The organism is Legionella cherrii (assembly GCF_900635815.1).
Taxonomy (GTDB): Bacteria; Pseudomonadota; Gammaproteobacteria; order Legionellales; family Legionellaceae; genus Legionella; species Legionella cherrii.
Map to the genome: position 1 here is coordinate 854,188 of NZ_LR134173.1, position 23,310 is coordinate 877,497.

Below are 23,310 nucleotides of genomic sequence, written 5' to 3' on the forward strand. Positions count from 1 at the left end.
CCAAAAGGCTCATTTTGGACGGCTTTTTTGAGTTAACTTGGGAATCTAAATTTCATGCTTGGATTTTAAAGCCGATTGAGTGTTGGTCATGGAAAACCCGCATTCTACTTCGTTTTGTTTAGGCTACTTTTTATTGAGGATGCACGTTATAATTGGTTTTTTATTTATGGGGTGAACTAAGGTGAGGCATAGCCCACGTAAGCGGTTTGGCCAGAATTTTCTACAAAACCGGCACATTATTGATGACATTATACGCGCAATCAATCCGCAAGCGGAAGATAATATGCTGGAAATTGGTCCAGGCTTGGGTGCGTTAACTGAGCCATTGCTGCGCCGTTTAAATTATTTAACCGCTGTCGAAATCGATACCGATTTACAAAAATATCTGGCAGAGCGCCCTATCGCGCAGGGGAAATTACATTTGGTTGCTGCAGATGCGTTAACCCTGGATTACAGCCAATTTGGCTCTCAATTACGTGTGGTAGGTAATTTACCCTATAATATTTCCACTCCATTGCTACTTCATTTGTTACGATTTGCTTCATACATAGAAGATATGCATTTTATGCTGCAAAAGGAAGTTGTAGAGCGTATGGCAGCACAACCGGGCACTAAAGCCTATGGCCGGTTAACGGTGATGTTGCAGTATCATTGTGCTGTGGAGCATTTGTTTGATGTACCCCCAGAAGCATTTGATCCACAACCCAAAGTAGATTCAGCGGTGGTCCGCCTTATACCCCATCGTGTTTCACCCTTTGAAATAGTTTCTGTGGCGCAGCTGGAGCGATTGGTGGCGAGTGCTTTTGCTATGCGCCGAAAAACACTGAATAACAATTTAAAGGGAATAATAACGGTTGAGCAATTGAGTACTTTGGGAATTGATGGAAATAAAAGACCAGAACAGATTTCTATTCCTGAATATGTTCAACTAGCGAAATTTATTTCCAATTAGTGTAAAATTAATCATCATGGACATAATTTTTCAATCTTGGAGTTACTAAATTATTATGGAGATGGCCTTGTTTCATCGTCAACGTCAGCGTAAAGGTTCCTTGTCCTCACAAGGTAAATCTTTAAAAGATTTAACACGCATTGTTAATGCAAACCTTATTTTGTCAGAAGATAAGCGGCAGACACTACTTAAGAGAATGAGAATGTTATCGGGTCTGGAGACCGCGCGATATGACAGTTTATGCGGCATCCTGATTAATAACCTCGTTCACTATTGTCAAAATTTACCAGAAACGACAAATAGTTATTATTCACAGCAAGGTGGGCTTGTGGATCATGCGCTGAATCGTACTGAAGCGGCATTGAGCCTCTTTCAGGAGTTCATGGTACAGGATCAGCCTGATCTACTCTCCGAAGAACAAAAACTTTGGCAATATGCACTGTTTTCAGCAGCAATGCTGCAAGGGATAGGCAAGTTATTCGTTGATTATCGTGTGAGTTTTTATGATGCCAATGGACAATTTTTAAAAGAATGGAACCCGCTGCTTGAAAATATGACCAGTACTGGGGTTTATTACTTTTACGAATTTGAAAAAGAGCCCGAAATTGAATTTCGACGTCGTCTCAATTTATTGTTGGCAAGAACCTTAATGCCTGCGAGTGGATTTGCCTGGTTAGCGTCTAATCCCGAGGTTCTTGCAGTGTGGCTTGCCTTATTAAATGAAGATGAACGTTCTGCCGGTACGTTAGGCGCCATCTTAATTCGAGCCGAAGCGATTGCTATCCAGCGTTATTTACTTGAATTTATGGTGAGAGGTACTGCTGCTCATAGTGGTGGTCGTTACCGTGCAGGTACTTTCTCTGGCGGACAACCCGAAACCTTATTAGAAAAAGAACAGACCGTAGGTATGGAGTTTATCCAATGGATGATAAAAGCCTTAGGTGAAGGCCGAATTATGGTTAACAAAGCCCCGTTATTTATGGTCCCCGGGGGGATGTTGATGTGTGCAGAAATGTTTCAACTATTCGTTCGTGAACATCCTGAATATAAAAATTGGCAAGCGGTTCAAAATGGATTTTTATCTTTAGGCTTACATAATCTTGCTGCTGATGGTGGGGTTCTCAGCCGATTTGAAACAAAAAATCAAATGGAAACTGGAGTTGTATTTTCTAAGTATGCTCTCGCTTTACCGGAATCCGTCAAGGTTGTGCAAATGAGTACAGGAAAAGTTGAATCTATGTCTGCAACAGAATTGATTCATAAAGCACAATTTAGTAGTCAGTTTACTCAGCAACAAAGCACTGGTTTGACTCATTCATTGCAAAAATTAGACGCGGCAGGAAAATGGCAAGCCTTTGAATATGAAGGACATGGCCTTAAGCCGGGAGCAAAAAACGGTGTCTGATTATGCAATTGGGGATGTGCAGGGTTGTTATGAACCATTGCAACGGTTATTGGAGCTCATTGATTTTGATGACAAAACGGATCGGCTGTGGTTTGTTGGTGATTTGGTAAATCGAGGCCCTGAATCTTTGGCGGTTTTACGTTTTGTCAGCTCTTTACCTGTTACGCCCCGCGTGACCCTTGGCAATCATGATTTACATTTGTTAGCCTCCCTCTTTGGGGGTAGGCCATGGAAAGGACACGATGATACCTTACAGGAAGTAATGCATGCTGCTGATGGTGAAAGCCTAGGCCATTGGTTAAGAAAACAATCCATTTTGTATTATTCGCCAGAACTTGAAGTGGTTATGTGTCATGCGGGAATTTGTCCCTTGTGGGACTTGCCACAGGCAATGCAGCTTGCCCGGGAGCTCGAAGAAGTCCTGGCAGGTGAACATTATCGCGAATTTTTATCGAATTTATATGGAAACCAGCCCGATATCTGGTCAGATGAGCTCAAGGGGACCGATAGACTGCGGGTGATTACTAATTATTATACGCGCATGCGGTTTTGCGATGCACAAGGACGGCTCGAGCTGAGTTATAAAGGAACTATTGCTCAAGCACCCGCAAATCTTTATCCTTGGTATGAGGTACCGTGTCGTAAAGAAATTGATGTAGATATTGTTTTTGGACATTGGGCTGCTTTAATGGGGAAATGTCCTAATCCCAAAATTCATGCAATAGATACCGGATGTCTTTGGGGTGGCCAATTAACTGCATTACGTTTGCAGGATATGCAACGATTCGCAGTCTGGAATAATAAATGATGTTACGAAACAAGTTGAGCTTCTTCTCTTCAGCCTTGATTGCCATCAAGTTAAGAATTTTCTCTCTCGCTCGTGGGAGGGGGGTAGGCGAGAGGGTTCACTGGTCAAAATCAATACCCTCATCCGCCTTAATGGGTACCCTCTCCCCGTGGGGCGAAGGAAAATTCGTTAACTTAATGGCAATGGGGGCGGTACCTAAGCGATGGGTGGCCGTTATATCTTTTGTAATCTGCTCCCTGTTCGGATTTAATGCTTGGTCAATTCCGGTAAGTGACGATTTACAAGTAAAACAAGCAGAGCAACGATTGCAAACAGCAATCAAAAATCCTGAATTTATGTTACACAACTGGATAGAGTTACCCACCTCACCGGCAGCCCGTAATAAAAAAGTTCATCAGCTGAGTCTAAGAGAGGCGATTTTATTGGCCTTACGCTACAATCCCAACATTCAAAATGCCGAGCTAGACCGTATCGTACAACGCTATCAATTACGTTTAGCGCACAATCAGTTTGAACTGCAATATGCTTTAGGTGCTTCTGGAGTACTGCAAAAAAGCAGGTTCAATGGTGTGGGTACGGATACGACCCATACGCTATTAGCCAGTCCCGAGTTCAATTTGAAAACGAAACTCGGCACAGAAGCCAATTTATCGATAAATAATAACGTCAATGAAAATAACAATTACAATCCGGTATTGAATTTTTCTTTAACCCAGCCTTTATTGCGTGGTTTTGGGAAGTCTGTAAATGAAGCAGCGCTTTTAGATGCCGAGGACAATGAGTGGTTAAACAAATTAAACTTACAACAGTCAGTTGCCGATCAAGTCACACAAGTCATTATGGCTTATCGAATGCTCATTTTGAGTGGTAATAATTTGCAGAATCAACGATTGCAGTTAAAAGAAGCAAAAAAATCTTATGAGATTAATGAAAAAAAAATCAAGGCGGGTCAATTAGAACCAACAGGCAATATTCAGCAATCCTACCAAATCGAATCCTTAAGTTTAATGGTAGAACAGGCTGAAAATGATTTTCAAACCGCATCACAGGATCTTTTGCAGACTATAGGTCTTGATCCAGAAATGCATATCTCAGTTCCCAGTGATGTTGCATTAGATAAACTCGCAGTTCCCAATTTACAGCAATCCATTGATCAGGCATTGAATCATAATACCGTTTATTTAGCACAAAAAATGACATTGCGAGCCGATGAGCGAGCCTATAAGGTGGCTAAAAAATCAACAATTATGGCAATTGGATGTGTCAGGAAACGTGCAAAGTGGGGTGGTGAATGATGTCACTGGCGTTAATGGTGGATTGAATGGTATTTACAATGGAAACAACATCACGCAAGCAGCGCGTTTGACCCTAACTGTTCCTTTACATGATATCGGTCGTCGCAGCCAACTGATAAACGCTAAAGTACGTTTGGAAAAAGACCGCTTAAATTTACTGGCTACTAAACGAGCATTAATAACGAATATAACCAATACCATTAACAATATAAGAAGTTTGGCAAAACGTTATCAATTAGCACTCAAACAAGTGAAATTGGCAGAGCAGTCTTATGCCCTGGAGAAGAAAAAACAGCAAGCGGGGATATCGAGTGCATTGGATGTGAACAACACACAGAATCAGCTGATTCAAGCACAGTCTGGATTAATCAATGCAAAGATGGCCTATCTCAATCAGATATCAAATCTGCAAAGGACTTTGGGAACAACGTTGGAGCATTGGCACATTAAATTAAGGTATGGTGGATGAATAGGTTATACAAATCAAAATTTATCATTTTATTATTGAGTGGGCTTCTTCTATCCGCATGTGGTCATCACGAAAAGAAAAAAACGGTTGCATTACACCGCTATAAAGTCGAAGAACAAACCCTGCATAAGACCCTACATTTTACGGGAACGGTGCAACCGTTGCATGAAAATACCATTGCCAGTCCAATCGAAGCCGTGGTTGAAACCATGAATTTTCATTATGGGCAATTGGTTAAAAAAGGCGATATGATTTTAACGCTTAACTCAACTGAGTTACAAAGACAATTTAACGAGACCTTAACGGAATATTTAAAAGCCAAAGACAGTTATACCATAGCAAAGGCTAAATTTGTTGGGACTCAGGACTTATGGAATTCAGGTCTATTATCCAAAAATAATTACATGAGTGAAAAATCAAATGTAGATACCGGCCGGGTTACTTTAATGCAATCCACACGAAAGCTGACTGAAATGTTGGAAAAATTAGATGAAAACAGTCCAAAAAATTTATCTGCTTTAAGTTTGGCTGATTTCGATAAGATAAAAACCATTTTGGCGGCGAATCACAATCTGATTCGTTTAAAAGCGTCTGGTGATGGAATACTCCTGTACCCACCGAAAGCCGGTGAGGATAAAAGTGCACGCGTTACTGTAGGCTCTACCGTAAAGTCAGGTCAAGTTATTGGTTTAATTGGTGATTTATCGGGGATCCGTATTGAAATTGATGTCCCTGAAATTGATATCACGCAAATTCAAACAGGCATGGACGCGACAGTAAGTGGGGTTGCATTCGGTAAATATCAATTAAAAGGGCAATTAGTGGTAGTCAATGCGCAGGCATCCACGAACAATGGCTTACCTTTTTTTACTGCAGTAGTTGAAGTGAGAAACCTGACTGCTGAGCAGCAACGTTGGATCAAAGTGGGCATGAGCGCATCCATAGAAATTAGTGTTGATAATGGGAAACAACTTCTAGTACCGATTGCTGCAATAAAGCGGGAGAAAGGCCAAAGTGTGGTGCACGTGCAAACTAAGCCCAATGTTACGGAAAAGCGCGTGATTACGACCGGTGCCGCACAGGCGGATTTAGTGGTTGTTGAGAGCGGTTTAAAGGCCGGCGAAGTGGTGGTTTATGAATGATCTCGTTATAAATTGCGATAAAAGCAATGTCTTTGAAGAGGGGCGCGTTCTGAAGCAATTGACTCCGGCATTAAAACCGCTAGATCCCAGCACGATTAAAAAAAATCAACAACCGTTAATGAAGCTCTCTAATATTGTTAAAACTTATCATCTTGAAGGAATCAGCACCACGATTTTAAAAGAAGTATCGCTGACCGTAAATGAAGGAGATTTATTGGCGATTGTAGGTGCTTCCGGTTCTGGTAAATCGACTTTAATGAATATTATGGGACTTCTGGATAAGGCAGATGCGGGAACCTATTTATTAAAAAATCGTAATGTTGCCGCTTTAACCGATGATGAGTTAGCTGAGTTAAGAAATCAAAACATTGGTTTTGTATTCCAACAATTCAATTTATTACCAAGATTTAGTGCCTTGCAAAATGTGGCATTGCCGTTAATTTATCGAGGTGTTGGTGCTGCTGAAATTAAGGAAAGAGTGCTTGTGGCTCTTGAGCGGGTAGGTATGCAGCAGTATGCACAGCACCGACCTACGCAATTATCCGGTGGACAACAGCAACGCGTTGCCATTGCGCGTGCTTTGGTAACCGAGCCACAAGTGATTTTGGCAGATGAACCGACAGGTGCTCTTGATTCACGTACGGGTAATGAAGTAATGAATTTATTTTTAAGTTTGCATGCTCAGGGACGTAGTATCATTATGATCACCCATGATGAGCAGATTGCCGCTTTATGTCAGCGAAAAATCACACTTGTGGATGGTTTCGTGATGACGGAGACTGCATCATGAATTTTGCAGGACATTGTCAGCAAGCTTTGGTGAATTTGACTGCCGCTAAGTTACGCTCTTTTTTAGCAGTTTTAGGCATTTTAGTGGGTACTGCTGCGGTGGTTGCTTTAATTAGTTGTGGCCAACTTGCTACCGAAAAAGCGTTAGCTCAATTCAAGGCATTAGGTACCGATTTATTGGCAGTAGCTGTTTATCCTAAAACGACTGAAAAATCTGGGAGCATGGAATCTGTCTCTGTAGCTCAATGGGAACAATTGCCGGAGCGAATACCTTACATTGTCGATATGGCACCCTACAGTACGGCATATCAACCCTTGAGTTTTCAAGGTAAACAAATGCAAGGAGCTGTTATTGGCGCGAATGAGCATTTGGCAAAAATCGTGCACATCAAATTAGCTGCCGGTCATTTTGTTTCTTTTGTTGAGTCCTATGAACATTACTGTGTTATTGGTGCAGGTTTAGCGCGACAAATCCAAGAAATTAGTTTTGATGATCCCATTGGCAAACAATTACGCATCGGACAATCTTTATACACAATCATCGGCGTGGCTGAGCCTTGGAAAGAAAATGGATTTTTTAATGAAGACATCAATCAGGCCGCTATCATTCCATTGGCTGGAATTAGTCTGGTGAGTAAAGATGCGAAAGTGAATAATGTGGTTCTGGAGTTGAAACCGGATAGCCCTATCGATGAGGTGATTGAAGAAATAAAACAAATTATTGGTTCCATCGCTCCGAAACTAAGTGTTTTTTCACGTAGTGCCAAACAAATTATTGCCAGTATGGAAAATCAAGGACATATTTTTACTTTATTGCTTGCGGTAATTGGTGGAATTTCACTTTTAGTGGGTGGAATTGGGGTGATGAATGTTATGCTGGTTTCAGTCAGTGAGCGTAAAAAAGAAATTGGTATTCGTAAAGCAGTTGGTGCTAAAAATAGCGAGATTCAGGCATTATTTCTAGTGGAATCAGTGATGCTTTCTTTGCTGGGAGGGATTCTTGGAGTGATTTTAGGTTTAATTTTTACACGTATTTTGGCCTATTTTAGTGATTGGAATTTTTCAATCTATCTTCTCCCTCCTCTAGCGGGTTTTTTGGTCTCGGCAGCCACTGGTATTTTCTTTGGTTTTTATCCCGCACGACGTGCTGCAAAATTAGAGCCCGTAGTTTCTCTCCGGAGTGAGTAATCGGATTGAGTTGTAACCTGGGCTCAGGGCAGCAGAACTTTCGTCATCTCAAGTGCATGAGGAATATCCCAATACATTGTGCTACAACAATAAGCGCCCTGCACTCGGGATGACGGTAAAAGCGCTGCAGGTTCCGCTGCCCTGCACCAGGCAAGATATTAAAGTTCAATTACCTTTCTATTGCATGGAATTTATAAGTACCTTATGATGAAAAATCATTTTTATCGTTAAATGGACTTGCATATGTTAAAAAAATCTTTGGCTGTGATGGTCTTAACATCCAGCTTTTTTTCTTTTTCATTTGCTGATTCTCCACGTTACTTGCATGATGGCGTTTGTTAACTCTGGCCGATACGGTTGAGTCGTTTAACTTAATCTTGCAGTTACAGTTAACTCAAACTGAGAAAGACGATATAACGGCATTTATGGAAGCATTGTAATACTCACGTTATAATCGCTTGTCTTTGCCAGCCAGAGTGCTATGAGGTCTGAGTGAAGCGTACTGGAATTTTGGTGGGTGACAGGCGGTTCCGCAGCGCTTTACTAGGCTGTAAATAAGAAAACAGGCTACGGTTTTAAGAGATATGGTCTATCTTAAATATTAAGATGGCAGTCAGATAATCAAAAAGAATCAGGGGGAAGGGCTATGAAAAAGTGGGGACTTGCGATTATCGCCTGTGTTCTAGTACATCATGTTGCCTTTGCACAACAGAATTGGAAGGATTGGGTTGCTGGTGTCAGAGCGGAAGCATTGCAACAAGGGGTTTCGCCAGAGACGTTTGATGAAGCTTTTGCAGGAATCCACGAGCCAAGCCATCAAATTAAAGGACTTTTGCGTTCGCAGCCAGAACATCGACTTACTTTTATTAAGTATCGCAATACTCGGGTCGATGCGTATCGAATTGCGATAGGACGTAAGGAATATAAAAGAAACCAGTCTGTATTGGAGGCAGTAGCGAAGCAATATGGGGTAAATCCATGCTTTATCGTGTCTTTTTGGGGGATGGAAACCAGCTATGGTACTTATATGGGGAATTTTCCTGTAGTGAAAGCCTTGGCGACCCTTGCCTATGACTCCAACAGAAAAGATTTTTTCCGTAAAGAGTTATTTATTGCTTTACGTATTTTGAATGAGGGCCATGTCAGCTTGGCTGATTTCAAAGGGGAATGGGCTGGAGCCTCAGGACAGCCGCAATTTTTACCCTCGAGTTGGGTTAAATACGCTGTTGATTATGATGGAGATGGTCGAAAAGATATTTGGAGGAGCAAACCCGATGTCTTTGCGTCCATTGCAAATTACATGAAACAAAATGGATGGCAAACGGGGGAGCCATGGGCAGTCCAAGTCAAGTTGCCGCGTAAATTTGATATGGCCCTAGAAGGTAAAACCATTGTGAAACCAGTGAGTGAATGGAATGCGATGGGGGTGCGTACAGAAGATGGAAAACCCTTGCCCTATCAAAATTTGCAAGGCAGTATCGTTCAGCCATTGGGTGGCCCAACCTTCTTAACCTTCCCCAATTATAAGATGATTTTGCATTATAATAATTCTATCTATTATGCAGGGGCCGTGGGTTATTTAGCAGATAAAATTTGCCAAGGGCAACAAAGGTAAAGTCTATGGACACTTATTTAGATAAAACAGCCAGCTTAACTCCTTTAGCAAAAAGGGTAATTTGTGATAAAGCCACAGAATATCCGCATACGGGTTCTTACAATTTTGTAATGACAAGCGGTACCTATTTGTGCAGACGCTGTGGTTTGGCCTTATTTCGTGGGTCAAGCCAATTCAGCTCTGGCTGTGGTTGGCCAAGTTTTGACGATAATATTGTTCATGCGGTACAACAGATTCCTGATCGCGATGGCAGACGTATGGAAATACTCTGCTCACGCTGTGATGCCCATTTAGGACATGTTTTTACTGGAGAATATTTTACCCAGAAGAATTTGCGTCATTGTGTTAATTCAGCTTCCATTGATTTTGTGGCAGACAGCCAGGTATTGGATACTGAAGAAGCCATCATGGCTGGTGGGTGTTTTTGGGGGGTTGATCATTTTTTAAAGCAAATACCCGGGGTTCTTCGTGTTGAGGTGGGCTATACAGGTGGGGTTACTTCAGAACCGAGCTATGAGCAAGTGTGCCAAGGCAATACAGGACATTATGAAGCCGTACGGGTTATCTACGATAAAGATAAAACCGACTACCATCAGGTTTTAAAACGTTTTTTTTGAAATACATGATCCCACGCAAAAAACAGGGCAAGGTCCTGATATAGGTCAGCAATATCAAAGCGCCGTATTCTATTACACTCAAGAACAATTGGAAGAAGCAGAAACTTTAATGCAAATGCTGCAAAAAAGAGGTTTTCAAGTAGCTACTCGTCTTTTTCCAGTACAAACATTTTGGCCGGCAGAAGAATACCATCAGGATTATTATGCCAAACATCATAAAGCACCTTATTGTCATCAACCAGTAAATCGTTTTGGTTAAGATTTTGGGTTGTGGAGGGGTAGGACATGGAATTTACTTTTCGAATTGCTAAGAAAAAAGATCAAGAAGAAATCCTGACTTTAGTAAAAAAATTGGCTGAACATGAGCGAAAAAAACCAGAAGAAGTGCAGTTGACTTTAGAGAAAATTGCGTCGCATGGTTTTGGACGAAATAGGTATTTTTATGTCTTATTGGCTGAATATAAGAAAAAACCTGCGGGGTATGCGTTATATTTTTTCACCTACTCGGCCTCGGCAGGCGCACCTATACTTTATATCGATGATCTGTTTGTGGATGAACTCTATCGGAGCTATGGCTTGGGTACATTGTTGTTGTCGCATCTTGCTCGATTGGCAATTGAGAAAGAATGTTGCCGGTTGGAGGGACATACCGTTACTTGGAATAAAAGAGGCATTGAATTCTTTGAGTTTATAGGAGCAAAACCGCGGACGGATTTACTGCAGTTTCGTTTATCAGGAGAACCTTTAAAAAAATTGGCTGCACAAACATAGGGTGGCTTATTTTTTCAGATTGACCATCACAATCCCTAAAAAAGGAAATGCCAACAATTGGACTGCAATAGAGAAGATAACCAGTGCAGAAATGGACATATCGTAAAGTACGCCCATGATCACGCTGCCTAAAAACCAAAACACACCAAAGCCAGTATTGAATACTCCATAAGCAGAACCCCGTTTTTCTTTAGGTACTATGCCCGCAACTATCGCACGCATCAGCGATTCATGGGCACATACGCCAATACTCCATAAAATAACCCCTGATAAAGCCAGACTGGAGTTGCCAAAAAAAACTAAAGGCGCAAAAAAACAAGATAAAAAGGAAATAAGCACCAGAATAATAAAACCATAACGATCATAAAGAGATCCCAGCAATGGGGCGCTTACTATATTAAAGCCTTTTGCTATAGCATAAGAAATTGGAATCCACAGCGGAGATAAAATCCCGGTTTTCTGAAAGTGAAAAGCGATTAAAGGAAAATCGGCATAACCTGCCGCAATAAGCGCGGCTCCTGATAAGTACAACCAAAAAACGGTGTTCCTATTCATGCCCGTTACTTCAAGTGTATCGTGATGTACCTCCAAATCTTGAGGACGTGGATAGAGCCATCGGGCGAGCCATAAAGTACTTAAGGCACATAATGCGGGAATTAAAAGTAAGGCAAAGCAGTACCGATATTCTAATTTTAAATAAAGAGCTAGGGCAAGAATCAAAGGACCTAACATCGCACCAGTTTGATCCAATGCTTCATGTAAGCCAAAAGCCCACCCCAGTCCTTTTTGTTGTCCAGCATGGGCAAGCATGGCATCACGAGCCGGTGTACGAATCCCTTTACCCATGCGTTCTGTAATAATGAGAACAGCGGCAATCCACCATTGACCGGCGAGTGCTAACAAAGGAACAGCCAATAAATTAAAGGTATAACCTAGAATGGTAATGGTCCAATACTTGTGCGTGCGATCGGCAAGGTAGCCTGAAACCATGCGCAGCGCATAGCCTAATAACTCCCCAAAGCCTGAGACAAATCCAACAACAGCTGCATTCGCCCCTAATAGTGCCAAGTAGGGTCCGGTGATACTGCGTGATCCTTCATAAGTCATATCAGCAAAAAGACTAACAATCCCCGTAAGGATAATGAATTTAAGCGCAGTGTCTTTGGATAAATCTTTATGAAGGCTCATGAGTTCGTCGTTACGAGATAGATTTCATTATTTATAGCCCGGGTGAAAGTTTGGTTCAACCAATCACCCATAGCATCCATCAATCTATTATAAGCATCCTAACGAGTATTTATACAGATGTGCAAATCCTTAAAATCCTAAATATTCATTTTTGCCAGAACTAATGCACTTATCTCAAAGCATTGAGTTAAAGGAGGAAGTAAAAGATAAAAATAGCGTAAAATATGAACTGAGAGTTTGAAAATAACCCACTGGGCACTATACTTTTAACTAGGTAATTTGTTACTTACCAAAAGTGTTTTCATTTGTTGCAGAGGTTCATCATGTTGTATTCAAAATTATCCAAAGCATGTTTAGGAACGACTCTTTCATTCGCACTGGTTATGCCTTGCTATGCGCTTAATGTCACAACAGCAGCGCAAGCAAAAGCAGTCGCTGTTGCCCCGAGCATATCCCGTCCCAATTCTTCAGCAGTGACTAGTGCTGCAATGGCACGCTATAAGATGGCAGGATTTAATACCATTGTTACGGGAAAAGGAGCAGGCAGTACCAATCTGACTACCCTACGTAGGGTTTCCACCGCGAAGACAAGCGCTCCAGCTGCTGCCGCCCCAGCTGCTACCGCCCCAGCTGTAAACAAGACTACGCGAGGGGGCTTTCTAGGCTTTAAAAAACGTTAATTCCAGTTTGATGACAATCGGAATCGCGCATCATATTCCCTCTTATTGGAATCGATAAGGGGGAATGTTTTTTTAGCGGATTAGCGCATCGATGTCTCGTTAACCCAATCCCCAAACACTGTTTTTGACCTCGAAGGAGAACACCCAGGCGGAGTCTGAGTTTAAATACTAAAAATAGCGCAAATCTTAAACAATTACATGGAAATTTAGCTTCTCATGACTATACTTTTTTATAGGTGATTTGTTTCAACAATTACCTGATGTTTTCATTTTTTTGCAGGGGTATTAATCATCATGTTGTATTCTAAATTGTTCAAAGCATGCTTTGGAAGTGTGTTTTCTTTTGCGCTCATTTTGCCAAGTTATTCTGTTCATGCCGCAACTACAGCTGCGGCTTCTGCATTGGCAACAACAACAGCTTCAGCTACTGCTGTAGCGCCAGCAAGAGTTAGCAGTGCCGGATCTGCAACAGCAGCGACTGGGGTGTCCGGTGTGGGTGCTGCAACAAGTACGTCAACTGGACTAGCTAATGTGGGTTCTGCAACCTCTTCATCGACGGGGGTGACCAGCGTAGGTTCTGCAACGTCATCGACCGGACTGACTGGCGTCAGCTCTGCAACCGGATCCTCATCCACTGTAACTCATGTCGGTTCAGGAGGGACGACAGCTACTCCAGTTACTAATATAAATACAGGTCCGACGAAGGCAGCAACTGTGGCTCCGGTAACTAAAGTCGGTACTCCAGCTACAGTAAAAACAACAGGTGTAGCTAATCCTGCAGCAGTTCAGCGCTACGGGTTTGTGGGATTCCGAGGGATTGTTGGCGGTGGAGGTACCGCTGTTGGTGGAAAAGTCACTGTATTGCATAAAGCAGCTGTAGGAAAGACTGCTCCTGCCGCATTGACCGCTCCGGCAAAGGCTGTAGCTCCTACAACCGCAATAGGTAAAACAGGGGCATTTCGAACTGGAATTTTTGGTTTTAAAAAACGTTAATTTCAGACTTACTGTAGGGACATTTATAGCATTCCTTCTTATTTTAACTGATAGGAAGGAATGCTTTCATTCGTGTTGACCAAAGCCCCATTTGACGTATCGACGTGCACTTCAATCAGCGTTTTCAGCACAAATTTTTGGCGGCTAAGAGATACGAAGCCAGTTAGGTTACCTGGCTTGCTTTACTATTTTTCCTAAATTTAGGACGATTGTTCCTTTTTATATTGCTCATCTGCTTCTTTAGCCTTACGTTGATTTTCTTGTAATTGAACTGCATTAAGTTGCTCTTGCCACAACGAGGCCGCTTGGGCTTTAAGCTGATTAAATTTTCTTAGTAATAAGCCTAAATGGGTTGCCAGCATCGGGAGTTTTTTGGGTCCAAAGACAATGAGGGCAACAATCAAAATGACAAGAAGTTCACCACTGCTCATGAGGATTTATTATCCTCTTTTGAGGAGTCCTGTGTTTGTTCTTCATTCAACGCTTTGCGAAAATTGCGAATTGCTTCACCAAGATCTGTGCCTATGGTTTTCAATTTAGAGGTGCCAAAAAGGGCAACAATAATGATTAGAATTAATAATAAAGAAAGAGGGCTGATGCCACTTAATCCCATGTTAGTTCCTCGCGTTGCGGTTAATAAGTACAAACAGACCCGTTAAAATGGCTCCAGTTAAAGCAAGAGGAGCAAGCTGCTTGTGGTGGATAAGATGCAAATAGTCGAGCAGGCTAACTAAAAGGAAAGAAAGTCCTGCACCCATTGCTATGCTATTCCATTGTACTGCTGGCTTTTCATTTTCTGGCTGCGCGTTGGCGCGCTCTTTATTTATTATTAATTCTTCTTTTTTAAGCTCTAGAAAATCAAAGAGCAGTTTTGGCATATTCGGTAATTGTTCTGCGAAAAAGGGAAGATTATGCTTTAATTGGGTGAAGAATGCTTTGGGTCCTATTTGATCTCTTACCCATTTTTCCAGAAAAGGCTTAGCCGTGGTCCACAAATCTAAATCGGGATAGAGTTGACGCCCTAGGCCCTCTACGGCCAATAAAGTCTTTTGCAATAAAACCAGTTGGGGTTGTACTTCCATATGGAAACGCCTTGCAACCTGAAAAAGGCGCAACACGACTTGTGCAAATGAAATGTCTTTTAAAGGTCGTTCAAAAATAGGTTCACAAACAGTACGAATCCCACTTTCGAATTCTTCAACACGCGTAGTACGAGCAACCCAACCTGATTCAACATGCAGTTCGGCCACCCGTCGGTAGTCGCGATTAAAAAAAGCGAGGAGATTTTCAGCTAAATAGCGCTTGTCATTGTCATTTAAGGTGCCCATGATGCCAAAGTCAATGCAAATATATTGGGGGTCTTTGGGATTTTTGTAGGAGACAAAAATATTTCCTGGATGCATGTCTGCATGAAAAAAACAGTCACGGAATACCTGGGTAAAGAAAATTTCTACGCCACGTTCAGCGAGTTTTTTTATATCTATTCCATGTGCCTGTAAACTATTAATATCTGATACGGGGATGCCATGGATTCGCTCCAGCACCATCACATTGGTACGAGAATAATCCCAATATATTTCAGGAATGTATAAAATCGGAGAATTCTCGAAGTTTCTTCTTAATTGAGCTGCATTCGCAGCTTCTCTTAATAAATCAAGTTCATCGAGTAGGGTATGTTCAAACTCTGTTACAATTTCCTTGGGTTTTAAACGTCTCATTTCAGGCCAATAGCGATCCGCCCATTTGGCGATAGTGTGCATAATGCTTAAGTCTTGCTCAATAATGCGTCGCATATTAGGCCGTAGTACTTTAACAATTACGTCTTCACCTGTTTTTAAGGTTGCTGCATGGACTTGTGCCATTGAAGCGGATGCCAAGGGTATGGAATCAAATTCAGCAAAGACTTCGTAGGGGGACAAGCCATAGGCTTTTTCAATAATGGCCATTGCTTGCTCGCTGGGAAAAGGAGGTACTTTATCCTGTAGTTTGCTGAGTTCAAGGGCGATATCTGGAGGTAAAATATCGGGCCGGGTAGAGAGTGCTTGGCCAAATTTAATGAAAATAGGCCCAAGCTCCTCCAAAGACTTACGAAGTGCCGCGCCATGGGTTAAATGCTCCTTGCGAAACCAATTCCAAGGATTTAAATAAACAATGAAGCGCAAGGGTGCAAACAATCTTAATGACACCACTACATTATCCAGCCCGTTTTTAGCCAGAATATAGTTAATGTGAATAAGACGAATGAGCTTTTTAATTGATTTCATAGCGGCTTATTAGTTGATTGACATGAGCCTGAAGGCGCTCAACGCTTAAAGATAACTCATCGACCTCGGAAAAAAAATCTTCCAATTCATATTTAGTGGGAATCACGCGTAACTCTTCTTGAACATATTCGGACACATTTTGCCGCATGGATTCTTCAATTTTCTTTTTTAGGGAGATTCCTTTACGTACAAAAGCACCAATTTGATGTGCCACCACATCTCCGGTAAAGTGAGCCAGATGTCCTTCCCAATCAATATCCATCTCATCAAATAGCTTTTTTACTTGTTGCCCTAATTCAGTATCTCCAGTCATACGAATTTTATCGTTAAACAACGATCGTGCTTTCGATGCGGGTAATAAACTTAGGCGAATTAAACCCAAAGGATTGCTGTGAATGATGGTGTCTGCTTCTTTATCATAACAATCAAGCAAGATGATTTCACCGTCTTTAAAAAGTATAAAAAAATTAACATTTAAAGGGCTTATTATCATCTCAAGAGTTTTGTTATCAAGCGCTTTTAGCTTGACTGGCATCTGTTCATCCAATTTGGCTGCTTTATTAATGGCCATTTGGAGAGCCTTTAAGGAGTATTTTTTTAACATAATGCACTCAATATTTATAGGCAATGTGCAAGGCAACTATGCCACCGCTGAGATTGTCATAGTGGCAGTCTTCAAATCCTGCATGTTCAATCATTTCTTTAAGTTTGATTTGATTGGGGTGCATGCGTATCGATTCAGCAAGGTATTGATAACTGGATTTGTCCTTCGCAATAAATTCTCCTATTTTAGGTAAAATATTAAACGAATACCAGTCATAAATCGGTTTTAGTCCGGGAAAGGTGGGCGTTGAAAACTCAAGAATCATCACTTTCCCGCCGGGTTTGCATACACGATACATCGAGCGCAGTGCTGCTTCTTTATCGGTGACGTTTCTCAAGCCAAAACCCATGGTAATACAATGAAAGCTATTATCAGCAAAAGGCAGGCATTGGGCATTACCTTGTACATAATCAATGTTTTTATATAAGCCTTCGTCTAATAAGCGATTTCTCCCCACATGAAGCATGGCCGAATTGATATCCGCAAGAACAACTCGACCCGAATCACCAACCTTTTTACATAATAATCGCGTTAAATCGCCACTGCCTCCCGCCAAGTCTAAGACAGACTGTCCGGGTTGTACTTGGCTTAAGGCTACAGTATAGCGCTTCCAAAGATGATGGATGCCTAAAGACATTAAGTCATTCATCACATCATAGTTTTTGGCTACGGAATGGAAAACCTCAGCGACCTTCTGTTCTTTTTCATCCCAACCGACAGTCGAGTAACCAAAATGAGTTTTTTTTTCTTGATCAGCCATACGGAGAACACAGATTTGTTATTTAATGCTCCATATTAACCGATTTTGCAGAGGATACCCAGTCTTATATGATCCACGTCTTCATGAGGTAATGTGTATGAGCACGGGAGTTTTTTTATTCAATTGTTTTATTTTTAACATAATCTAGATACTATTTCGCCAAATTTCATTTTTAAATCAAAAACAAGGGGCAGGTAAAATTTATGAAAGCAATTATTGAGCTTACTTCCATGAATGACAAAGAGGGTACTTCAACCATTAGTGCTGTTAAAAGGCGAGTCAATCAGCTTTTGGATTTAAATGACGGTGGTTTTAAGTTAGGCGAATCAACCAGTCGCGATAGCGCGGATGGGGCATTAACTGATTTAAGAACCCTACCTTTACCTACCTTAGATCCTAAGACATCAGAAATAAGAAGACGTTTAACCTTGTTACAAATCAAATACAATTTAATTCACTTTGAAGAAAAAGTTAACGAGGGGAGCCAATCTACATTTATTATTACCAAAGTTGCTTATCCTGAATTTCTTAATGTGACTCAAGGTAATTTTCAATTCCCTAAAGAAGATATGCGTTTTCCTGAAGTCAATGCATTCATCATCAGAAGTGGATTACATGACATCCGTTGTCACTACATTAAAGTGCAAAGGGGTAATCAAATGTTTTATCCCATTCAGGATTTGCAAAAACTCGAAGAGCCCGCTCATCAGGAGGGTAATAATGAGGTAGTGAATTATACGAGAAATAATCCTGGTGATCATTTTTCTATCATGGACTACGTCGCTTCTCAAGATCAAAAAGATTTTAATGAAATTAAGAGTCTGCTCAATAAATTTTGTGACTTGGAGACGAATGATGGATTTTCGCTTTATTTTCAGTCCAGTAGCTCTGAATATCCAATCGACCTTAGAATTTTTCTCGATAAAGAAGATACAAAAGGAAAGAATGCTCAATTAAGACTCTCAGGGTTTGTCCAATTCGGAGGCCAATTAATTTATGAAGTAAAGTCCACTGATGATTCCAATCAAATAGCAATTATTATAAAAGCAGTTAATAAAGCGCATTTAGAAAAATATTTTACTAATAAAGAACAAGTACATTTAGAGGGAGAGCAATTAGAAAAAGCCCTTACTTTAATTAAAGAGCATTTTCCAAATGATAAACACATCCAGGATTTGGTTGTTGTTAGCGGGGAAGGCAGTTATACAAGACCTTTTCCACATATCCGCAGCAAAAAGTTTTGGTCTTTAAGCCAGATTGATCCCAAAATAACGGAGGTGCTGTCGGTCCTTGAAAAGTCTGATTGCGTTGATTTCGATCAGAGACCGGAAAATAGATTTACGGTGCAAAAACGCAATAATGCACAGTACATTAAACCAAACGCCTTTCCCGTTAACTTCCAAAATGATAATTTCCAATTTATTGTCGTACCTAAAAATCTAAATCTTTTGCAAGAAAAGCTTGATAGTTTGGTGCCTAATATATCATCTACGTTGTAAAACCAACTAGAATTCATTGGCTCTCCTCAGTTGTTCGCTGTCATATCACTTTGGGGAGCTGCATGTGAGGGAAAAGAAAATAATATCAATAAATAATACATTATTATTGTAAAACGATAAATATTTATTATAATTAAATAGTCTTGTTAATGGGTATTTATCATGAAAAAAATAAAAAACACCAGTCATATTTTGTATCTGCTATTTCGTAATCTTTGTTGGTTTATCCCACTCACGACCAGCTGCTTAATCTTATTTAAATTCGATTGGATGTGTCATATTGGGGCCTGGTCTTCCTTAATTTCTGCAGAAAAAATCTATGATCCTTCGCATTTTTCTTGGTTGCATCGGAGTGTCTTGTTGGCGATTGAGTGGATGCCGCTGACAATTACGGTCTTAATCTGCCATAAGCTGGCTAAATTGTTCAGGCTTTTTGAAAAAGGCTATTTGTTTGAAGAGGAAAATATCAAATTAATTAAACAGGTAAGTATTTATATGATTTTAGGTGAATTGGTGCAGTTATTTTATCAACCCTTAATGACAGCAGCACTCACCTTTAATAACCCTAAAGGAGAACGTATCGCCAGTATTACCTTAAATTCAGCAAATTTGTCCACCTTAATTACCGCATTTATTATTTTGGTAGCTTCCTGGATTATTCAAGAAGCACATCAGCTAAAATCTGAAACCCAATTAACAATTTAAGGAATATGCACGTGTCTATTATTGTTAATCTGGATGTGATGATGGCAAAACGCAAATGCAGGCTGAAGGAGTTGGCGGAGGCCATAGGAATTACTGAAGCGAATTTGTCTATTTTAAAAAACGGCAAAGCTAAAGCGATTCGCTTTGCGACATTGGAAGCAATTTGTGCTTATCTAAATTGTCAGCCTGGAGATATTCTTGAATATCATGTGGAACAACAAGCTGATTTAGCAGCGCCTAGTGAAGAGTCTCTTCTCCCGTTTGCGGGAGAGCGCTAGGGTGGGGGCCATTTGTTACAATCAAACCTCATCCGCCCCACCTTTGCCCCTTCTTTCATCGCGTTCGTCATTCCGAGGGAACTCCACGCTGGAGCACAATATTACAGTGGGAGCTCCCTCGTCCAACCCGGGATAACGGGAGCAGGAGGAACTAATTCAAAGGTCAGCTAAAGCCTGTAAGTAATGTGTTTCATCAGGAGGGAGTTTATTTTTCTGTGAAAGCCATAAGCATTCGGCTAATTGTTCCATCATTAAATGCTCAACTACCAAAGAGTCATTATATTTTTTGACTAAATTCTTATAGATAAGATGAATACCGCTTGGGCGATCCGTAGCTATTTGCTCCCTAATTGCCAGATGAAGTCCCATGTGCAGAAATGGATTGGGCTCTCCTGATTCAGGGAAATAAGTGTGTTGTTGAAATTTATCTTGATTCTCTAACATCTTGTGATATTCAGGATGGGCTAATATCACTTGGACAATCTCATTTTCTAAAGGGGACAACAATTTTTTATGCTGGTATTTTTCCCAACTGGAAAAAAATAGTTGCCTTGTCTCTTGGATAGTATCGCCGTAAAACATGTATTGCTCATATTTTATGAAAGCTTGAGTTTAACGGAAGTGAGTTAGAACAACAATAGAACTCTTTGCAAACGTTACTCAAGAGTTAATTGCTTGGCGGATGCGCCCTCGAATGCGCCTACACCACCAGACCAGAATCCTCACCCAAAGAGGTGTATGACCAAAAAACTGTTGATTGGAGTACCTATTTGGTGACCTGTGCATTGACTGGTGCTTCAAGCGCTATGTTGACATGAATTAATGGTTATGAGATATTCACGCTGCGAGGTTGGACTTGCTATGTGTCATTCCACTGGGTCAATTGGCGACACACTGATTGGCCCTTTCTACGAAATCGATTTTCCAATCATCTCTGAAATTAAGCCTAAACAATCGGTTCCGATCTTAATCCCTATCAAGGCCATTAATAAACCACTAAGTAACTCAATTCCTTTCCACACATTGGCTTTAGTTAAGACGTCGGAAAAATATCGCGCAGTAAATGTTAATGAGCTGAACCAAAGAAAGCTTGAGGTGAGGACGCCTAATAAAAAAATATGTTCTTGATTGGGATACCCGCTGCTGCCGCCACCGATGATGACCAGAGAATCAATAATGGCATGAGGGTTTAGTATGCTAAATCCTAAAGCCAGGAGAATAATTTGGGTCTTGGTACGTGGTTGATACGTAGTTTCTGTATTTTTTGCTGATTTTGAAAATGCATTCGCTAATGCTTTTGCGGAATAAAAAAGGAGAAATAATGTACCTAACAGCATCATCCAAATTTGTAGAACAGGACGAACGAGTAACAATTCATGTAAGCCTGCAATACTAGAACAAATTAAAATGAGATCACAGATAAAACAGATAACAGCCGAAAGCACCGCATGATTCTTTTGTGCGCCTTGTTTAATCAAAAAGACGTTTTGCGGACCGAGGGCAATAATTAAAGATAAACCTAAAAGCAAACCATCAAGATAAACAAACATAATCACAATAGAAAAATAATCAAAGATAGCAATTATAACATTGCAACTTATGCGTTGTGGAGTATAAAATGCGTCGATTACTCTGTCTCCGTAAGAGAAGCGTACAAAATAAGAACAAATAGGAGGGGGCGTGGGCTCTTTGTTACTAAGAAAGCTAATTGTCACTGCAACTTTGGCCGTACTTGGCATGGCAGGTCAATTATTACATGCAGAAAATGCTGCACCGGCTCAACAGAAATTACAAATTCATGATGGATATTATCCTGTTTATCCACCTACGGCTCCAGCTACTGGCGAGCAACAAAGTTTAATTGAGCGCGGGGAGTATTTATCAAAGATAGGCGATTGTATTTCCTGTCATACCAATGTAAAAGCAGGGACACCTGCCTATGCCGGTGGATTGCCTATAGAAACTCCATTCGGGACTTTTTATAGCCCTAATATCACTCCGGATAAAGAAACTGGGATTGGTAACTGGACAGAGAAAGACTTTATTCGCGCCCTTAAAGAAGGTCGGGATCCTAAAGGGAGAAACTATTTTCCTGTATTCCCTTATATTTATTTTTCTAAAATAACGGATGATGATGCGCGTGCTCTATATGCCTATTTTATGAGCTTGCCTCCAGTTAATTTACCAAATAAATCATTACCTTTCCCATTTAATGTCCCGGGATCTCGGTTTACTCTGTGGGGATGGAACTTATTATTCTTCTTCCCTGAAGGTCATGGATTTCAATATGAAAAAGGCCGCTCTCCTGAATGGAATCGAGGAAAATATATTGTAGATGGTCTAGGACATTGCAGTATGTGCCATACCCCTTTAAATCCATTTGGCGCACCGAAGAACAGATATTATTTGACCGGTGGATTTATCAATGGCTATTGGGCACCAAATATCACCAAGTATGGATTAGAGACTGCAACTCATGAGCAAGTTACCGATGTCTTCAAATACAATAAGTTGATAAATAATGCTGGTCCTGTAGCTGGGCCTATGGCAGAAGTAAATCATAATAGTTTGATGTACTTAACTGATGCAGATAGGATGGCTATTGCTACCTATCTGAAAACAGTAGCCAGTGAAGAGCCTTTAGGTCTACCACCTTCTCATGAACCTCCTTCGCTCGATCGTGGAAAACAGGTTTACTTCACGGCATGTGTTATTTGTCACCAAGATGGCGTAATGGGTGCACCTTTAATTGGTAACGCAGCAGGTTGGTATGAGCGATTAAAAACAAGTGGCTTAACAGGCTTGTATCACCATGCGATTAATGGTTTTAACTCAATGCCGTACAAAGGGGCGTGTGTCACTTGTTCTGATAACGACATCATTTCAGCGGTTGACTACCTACTGAATGAGTCATTAACTCGTACGGAGTTAGAAAATCTAAAGTCAGGTGGTGCAGAAAAATATCCTGCAAGTGGAGAGGCCGTTTATAACGAAAACTGTGCGGCTTGCCATAATGACGGAAAAAATGGTGCGCCTAAAATTGGTGATAAAGAGGCATGGAAATCCCTGATAGCAAAAAACATGGATGTATTGATTGAGAATACTGTCAATGGGAAAGGCCATCCGAAAAAAGGCGGCTGTAAGCAATGCACTACCAATGAAGTAATTGAGGCAATTAAGTTTATGGTCAGTAAATCTAAATCCGAAGGAAACTACTCATTGTGGTAGTGTAGTACTGATTGCACTATCCCCCACGAAAGTAGGGGATAAATTGAAAATATATAAAAC

22 protein-coding genes and 2 pseudogenes are annotated in these 23,310 nt (G+C 40.9%); 16 read left to right on the forward strand and 8 right to left on the reverse strand.

Features of this window, described 5'->3' with window-relative positions; all coding sequences use genetic code 11:
- The first annotated feature begins 181 nt into the window (after positions 1-181).
- The 10 genes and pseudogenes from rsmA to EL022_RS03680 all read left to right on the forward strand — a co-directional run bounded on the left by rsmA (position 182) and on the right by EL022_RS03680 (position 11,051).
- Positions 182-952 carry a 16S rRNA (adenine(1518)-N(6)/adenine(1519)-N(6))-dimethyltransferase RsmA gene (rsmA, locus tag EL022_RS03630; protein ID WP_028382401.1) on the forward strand — a complete coding sequence of 257 codons (771 nt, stop codon included), beginning with the start codon at positions 182-184 and terminating at the stop codon, positions 950-952.
- Positions 953-1,007: 55 nt separating this feature from the next.
- Complete coding sequence (locus tag EL022_RS03635) at positions 1,008-2,357, forward strand: conjugal transfer nickase/helicase domain-containing protein (RefSeq protein WP_035901335.1); 1,350 nt, start codon at positions 1,008-1,010, stop codon at positions 2,355-2,357.
- Complete coding sequence (locus tag EL022_RS03640; RefSeq protein ID WP_028382403.1) at positions 2,350-3,165, forward strand: symmetrical bis(5'-nucleosyl)-tetraphosphatase; 816 nt, start codon at positions 2,350-2,352, stop codon at positions 3,163-3,165. Before EL022_RS03635 ends, EL022_RS03640 begins: the two co-directional genes overlap by 8 nt.
- Before the next feature lie 176 nt (positions 3,166-3,341).
- A pseudogene (locus tag EL022_RS03645) lies at positions 3,342-4,929 on the forward strand (TolC family protein).
- Positions 4,926-6,071, forward strand: a complete 1,146-nt coding sequence (locus EL022_RS03650) for an efflux RND transporter periplasmic adaptor subunit (RefSeq protein WP_028382405.1) — start codon at positions 4,926-4,928, stop codon at positions 6,069-6,071. Before EL022_RS03645 ends, EL022_RS03650 begins: the two are co-directional and overlap by 4 nt.
- A 118-nt stretch (positions 6,072-6,189) precedes the next feature.
- Positions 6,190-6,861 (forward strand): ABC transporter ATP-binding protein, encoded by a 672-nt coding sequence (locus EL022_RS03655; RefSeq protein WP_028382406.1) that lies wholly within the window; start codon positions 6,190-6,192, stop codon positions 6,859-6,861.
- On the forward strand, positions 6,858-8,048 hold the full coding sequence (locus EL022_RS03660; protein ID WP_028382407.1) for an ABC transporter permease: 1,191 nt from the start codon (positions 6,858-6,860) through the stop codon (positions 8,046-8,048). The genes EL022_RS03655 and EL022_RS03660 overlap by 4 nt, the downstream gene beginning before the upstream one ends.
- 646 nt (positions 8,049-8,694) lie before the next feature.
- Positions 8,695-9,663: a lytic murein transglycosylase gene (locus tag EL022_RS03670; protein WP_028382408.1), complete on the forward strand. Its 969-nt coding sequence runs from the start codon at positions 8,695-8,697 to the stop codon at positions 9,661-9,663.
- Positions 9,664-9,668: 5 nt separating this feature from the next.
- Positions 9,669-10,539, forward strand: a pseudogene (locus EL022_RS03675) (bifunctional methionine sulfoxide reductase B/A protein).
- A 26-nt stretch (positions 10,540-10,565) separates the two neighbouring features.
- Entirely contained in the window at positions 10,566-11,051 is a 486-nt protein-coding gene (locus tag EL022_RS03680) for a GNAT family N-acetyltransferase (protein ID WP_028382410.1), read from the forward strand.
- Between the two features lie 6 nt (positions 11,052-11,057).
- On the opposite strand, the gene EL022_RS03685 is transcribed toward EL022_RS03680, so the two are convergent.
- Positions 11,058-12,239, reverse strand: a complete 1,182-nt coding sequence (locus tag EL022_RS03685; protein ID WP_028382411.1) for an MFS transporter — start codon at positions 12,237-12,239, stop codon at positions 11,058-11,060.
- Positions 12,240-12,562: 323 nt separating this feature from the next.
- Here EL022_RS03685 and EL022_RS03690 point away from each other — a divergent pair, with 323 nt between their 5' ends.
- Both EL022_RS03690 and EL022_RS03695 read left to right on the forward strand, forming a co-directional pair.
- Positions 12,563-12,919: a hypothetical protein gene (locus EL022_RS03690; protein ID WP_028382412.1), complete on the forward strand. Its 357-nt coding sequence runs from the start codon at positions 12,563-12,565 to the stop codon at positions 12,917-12,919.
- Positions 12,920-13,213: 294 nt separating this feature from the next.
- Positions 13,214-13,912, forward strand: coding sequence for a hypothetical protein (locus EL022_RS03695; protein WP_126325089.1), 699 nt, complete (start codon positions 13,214-13,216; stop codon positions 13,910-13,912).
- A gap of 200 nt (positions 13,913-14,112) precedes the next feature.
- Here the strand turns inward: EL022_RS03695 and EL022_RS03700 are convergent, their stop codons facing one another.
- Genes EL022_RS03700 through ubiE form a run of 5 tightly spaced genes read right to left on the reverse strand, consistent with a single transcriptional unit; the run spans position 14,113 to position 17,540 of the window.
- The gene (locus EL022_RS03700; protein WP_028382415.1) at positions 14,113-14,343 is read right to left on the reverse strand and encodes a Sec-independent protein translocase subunit TatA/TatB; all 231 of its coding nucleotides are present in this window, start codon (positions 14,341-14,343) and stop codon (positions 14,113-14,115) included.
- Positions 14,340-14,525: a twin-arginine translocase TatA/TatE family subunit gene (tatA, locus tag EL022_RS03705; protein ID WP_028382416.1), complete on the reverse strand. Its 186-nt coding sequence runs from the start codon at positions 14,523-14,525 to the stop codon at positions 14,340-14,342. The genes EL022_RS03700 and tatA overlap by 4 nt, the downstream gene beginning before the upstream one ends.
- A gap of 1 nt (position 14,526) precedes the next feature.
- Positions 14,527-16,176 (reverse strand): ubiquinone biosynthesis regulatory protein kinase UbiB, encoded by a 1,650-nt coding sequence (gene ubiB, locus EL022_RS03710; protein ID WP_028382417.1) that lies wholly within the window; start codon positions 16,174-16,176, stop codon positions 14,527-14,529.
- Entirely contained in the window at positions 16,163-16,780 is a 618-nt protein-coding gene (locus tag EL022_RS03715; RefSeq protein ID WP_028382418.1) for a ubiquinone biosynthesis accessory factor UbiJ, read from the reverse strand. Before EL022_RS03715 ends, ubiB begins: the two co-directional genes overlap by 14 nt.
- 7 nt (positions 16,781-16,787) lie before the next feature.
- Positions 16,788-17,540: a bifunctional demethylmenaquinone methyltransferase/2-methoxy-6-polyprenyl-1,4-benzoquinol methylase UbiE gene (ubiE, locus tag EL022_RS03720; protein WP_028382419.1), complete on the reverse strand. Its 753-nt coding sequence runs from the start codon at positions 17,538-17,540 to the stop codon at positions 16,788-16,790.
- Between the two features lie 203 nt (positions 17,541-17,743).
- On the opposite strand from ubiE, the gene EL022_RS03725 reads away from it, so the two are divergent.
- The 3 genes from EL022_RS03725 to EL022_RS03735 all read left to right on the forward strand — a co-directional run bounded on the left by EL022_RS03725 (position 17,744) and on the right by EL022_RS03735 (position 20,022).
- Positions 17,744-19,039 (forward strand): hypothetical protein, encoded by a 1,296-nt coding sequence (locus tag EL022_RS03725; RefSeq protein ID WP_028382420.1) that lies wholly within the window; start codon positions 17,744-17,746, stop codon positions 19,037-19,039.
- Between the two features lie 162 nt (positions 19,040-19,201).
- Positions 19,202-19,744: a DUF2975 domain-containing protein gene (locus EL022_RS03730; protein ID WP_028382421.1), complete on the forward strand. Its 543-nt coding sequence runs from the start codon at positions 19,202-19,204 to the stop codon at positions 19,742-19,744.
- A gap of 11 nt (positions 19,745-19,755) precedes the next feature.
- Positions 19,756-20,022: a helix-turn-helix domain-containing protein gene (locus EL022_RS03735; protein ID WP_051544516.1), complete on the forward strand. Its 267-nt coding sequence runs from the start codon at positions 19,756-19,758 to the stop codon at positions 20,020-20,022.
- Positions 20,023-20,178: 156 nt separating this feature from the next.
- Here the strand turns inward: EL022_RS03735 and EL022_RS03740 are convergent, their stop codons facing one another.
- Complete coding sequence (locus EL022_RS03740) at positions 20,179-20,604, reverse strand: DUF1841 family protein (RefSeq protein ID WP_028382422.1); 426 nt, start codon at positions 20,602-20,604, stop codon at positions 20,179-20,181.
- Positions 20,605-20,930: 326 nt separating this feature from the next.
- Complete coding sequence (locus EL022_RS03745; RefSeq protein ID WP_035901336.1) at positions 20,931-21,572, reverse strand: LysE/ArgO family amino acid transporter; 642 nt, start codon at positions 21,570-21,572, stop codon at positions 20,931-20,933.
- A gap of 130 nt (positions 21,573-21,702) precedes the next feature.
- Between EL022_RS03745 and EL022_RS03750 the strand changes: the two genes are divergently transcribed.
- Positions 21,703-23,250 carry a c-type cytochrome gene (locus EL022_RS03750; RefSeq protein WP_028382423.1) on the forward strand — a complete coding sequence of 516 codons (1,548 nt, stop codon included), beginning with the start codon at positions 21,703-21,705 and terminating at the stop codon, positions 23,248-23,250.
- Positions 23,251-23,310 lie beyond the last annotated feature (60 nt).

Excerpts from the sequence above, each read along its gene's own strand:
- EL022_RS03635 (WP_035901335.1), top strand. The coding sequence starts at position 1,008 with ATGGAGATGGCCTTGTTTCATCGTCAACGTCAGCGTAAAGGTTCCTTG.
- EL022_RS03650 (WP_028382405.1), top strand. The coding sequence starts at position 4,926 with ATGAATAGGTTATACAAATCAAAATTTATCATTTTATTATTGAGTGGG.
- EL022_RS03655 (WP_028382406.1), top strand. The coding sequence starts at position 6,190 with ATGAAGCTCTCTAATATTGTTAAAACTTATCATCTTGAAGGAATCAGC.
- EL022_RS03660 (WP_028382407.1), top strand. The coding sequence starts at position 6,858 with ATGAATTTTGCAGGACATTGTCAGCAAGCTTTGGTGAATTTGACTGCC.
- EL022_RS03670 (WP_028382408.1), top strand. The coding sequence starts at position 8,695 with ATGAAAAAGTGGGGACTTGCGATTATCGCCTGTGTTCTAGTACATCAT.
- EL022_RS03680 (WP_028382410.1), top strand. The coding sequence starts at position 10,566 with ATGGAATTTACTTTTCGAATTGCTAAGAAAAAAGATCAAGAAGAAATC.
- EL022_RS03685 (WP_028382411.1), bottom strand. The coding sequence starts at position 12,239 with ATGAGCCTTCATAAAGATTTATCCAAAGACACTGCGCTTAAATTCATT.
- EL022_RS03690 (WP_028382412.1), top strand. The coding sequence starts at position 12,563 with ATGTTGTATTCAAAATTATCCAAAGCATGTTTAGGAACGACTCTTTCA.
- EL022_RS03695 (WP_126325089.1), top strand. The coding sequence starts at position 13,214 with ATGTTGTATTCTAAATTGTTCAAAGCATGCTTTGGAAGTGTGTTTTCT.
- EL022_RS03700 (WP_028382415.1), bottom strand. The coding sequence starts at position 14,343 with ATGAGCAGTGGTGAACTTCTTGTCATTTTGATTGTTGCCCTCATTGTC.
- tatA (WP_028382416.1), bottom strand. The coding sequence starts at position 14,525 with ATGGGATTAAGTGGCATCAGCCCTCTTTCTTTATTATTAATTCTAATC.
- ubiB (WP_028382417.1), bottom strand. The coding sequence starts at position 16,176 with ATGAAATCAATTAAAAAGCTCATTCGTCTTATTCACATTAACTATATT.
- EL022_RS03715 (WP_028382418.1), bottom strand. The coding sequence starts at position 16,780 with ATGTTAAAAAAATACTCCTTAAAGGCTCTCCAAATGGCCATTAATAAA.
- ubiE (WP_028382419.1), bottom strand. The coding sequence starts at position 17,540 with ATGGCTGATCAAGAAAAAAAAACTCATTTTGGTTACTCGACTGTCGGT.
- EL022_RS03725 (WP_028382420.1), top strand. The coding sequence starts at position 17,744 with ATGAAAGCAATTATTGAGCTTACTTCCATGAATGACAAAGAGGGTACT.
- EL022_RS03730 (WP_028382421.1), top strand. The coding sequence starts at position 19,202 with ATGAAAAAAATAAAAAACACCAGTCATATTTTGTATCTGCTATTTCGT.
- EL022_RS03740 (WP_028382422.1), bottom strand. The coding sequence starts at position 20,604 with ATGTTTTACGGCGATACTATCCAAGAGACAAGGCAACTATTTTTTTCC.
- EL022_RS03745 (WP_035901336.1), bottom strand. The coding sequence starts at position 21,572 with ATGTTTGTTTATCTTGATGGTTTGCTTTTAGGTTTATCTTTAATTATT.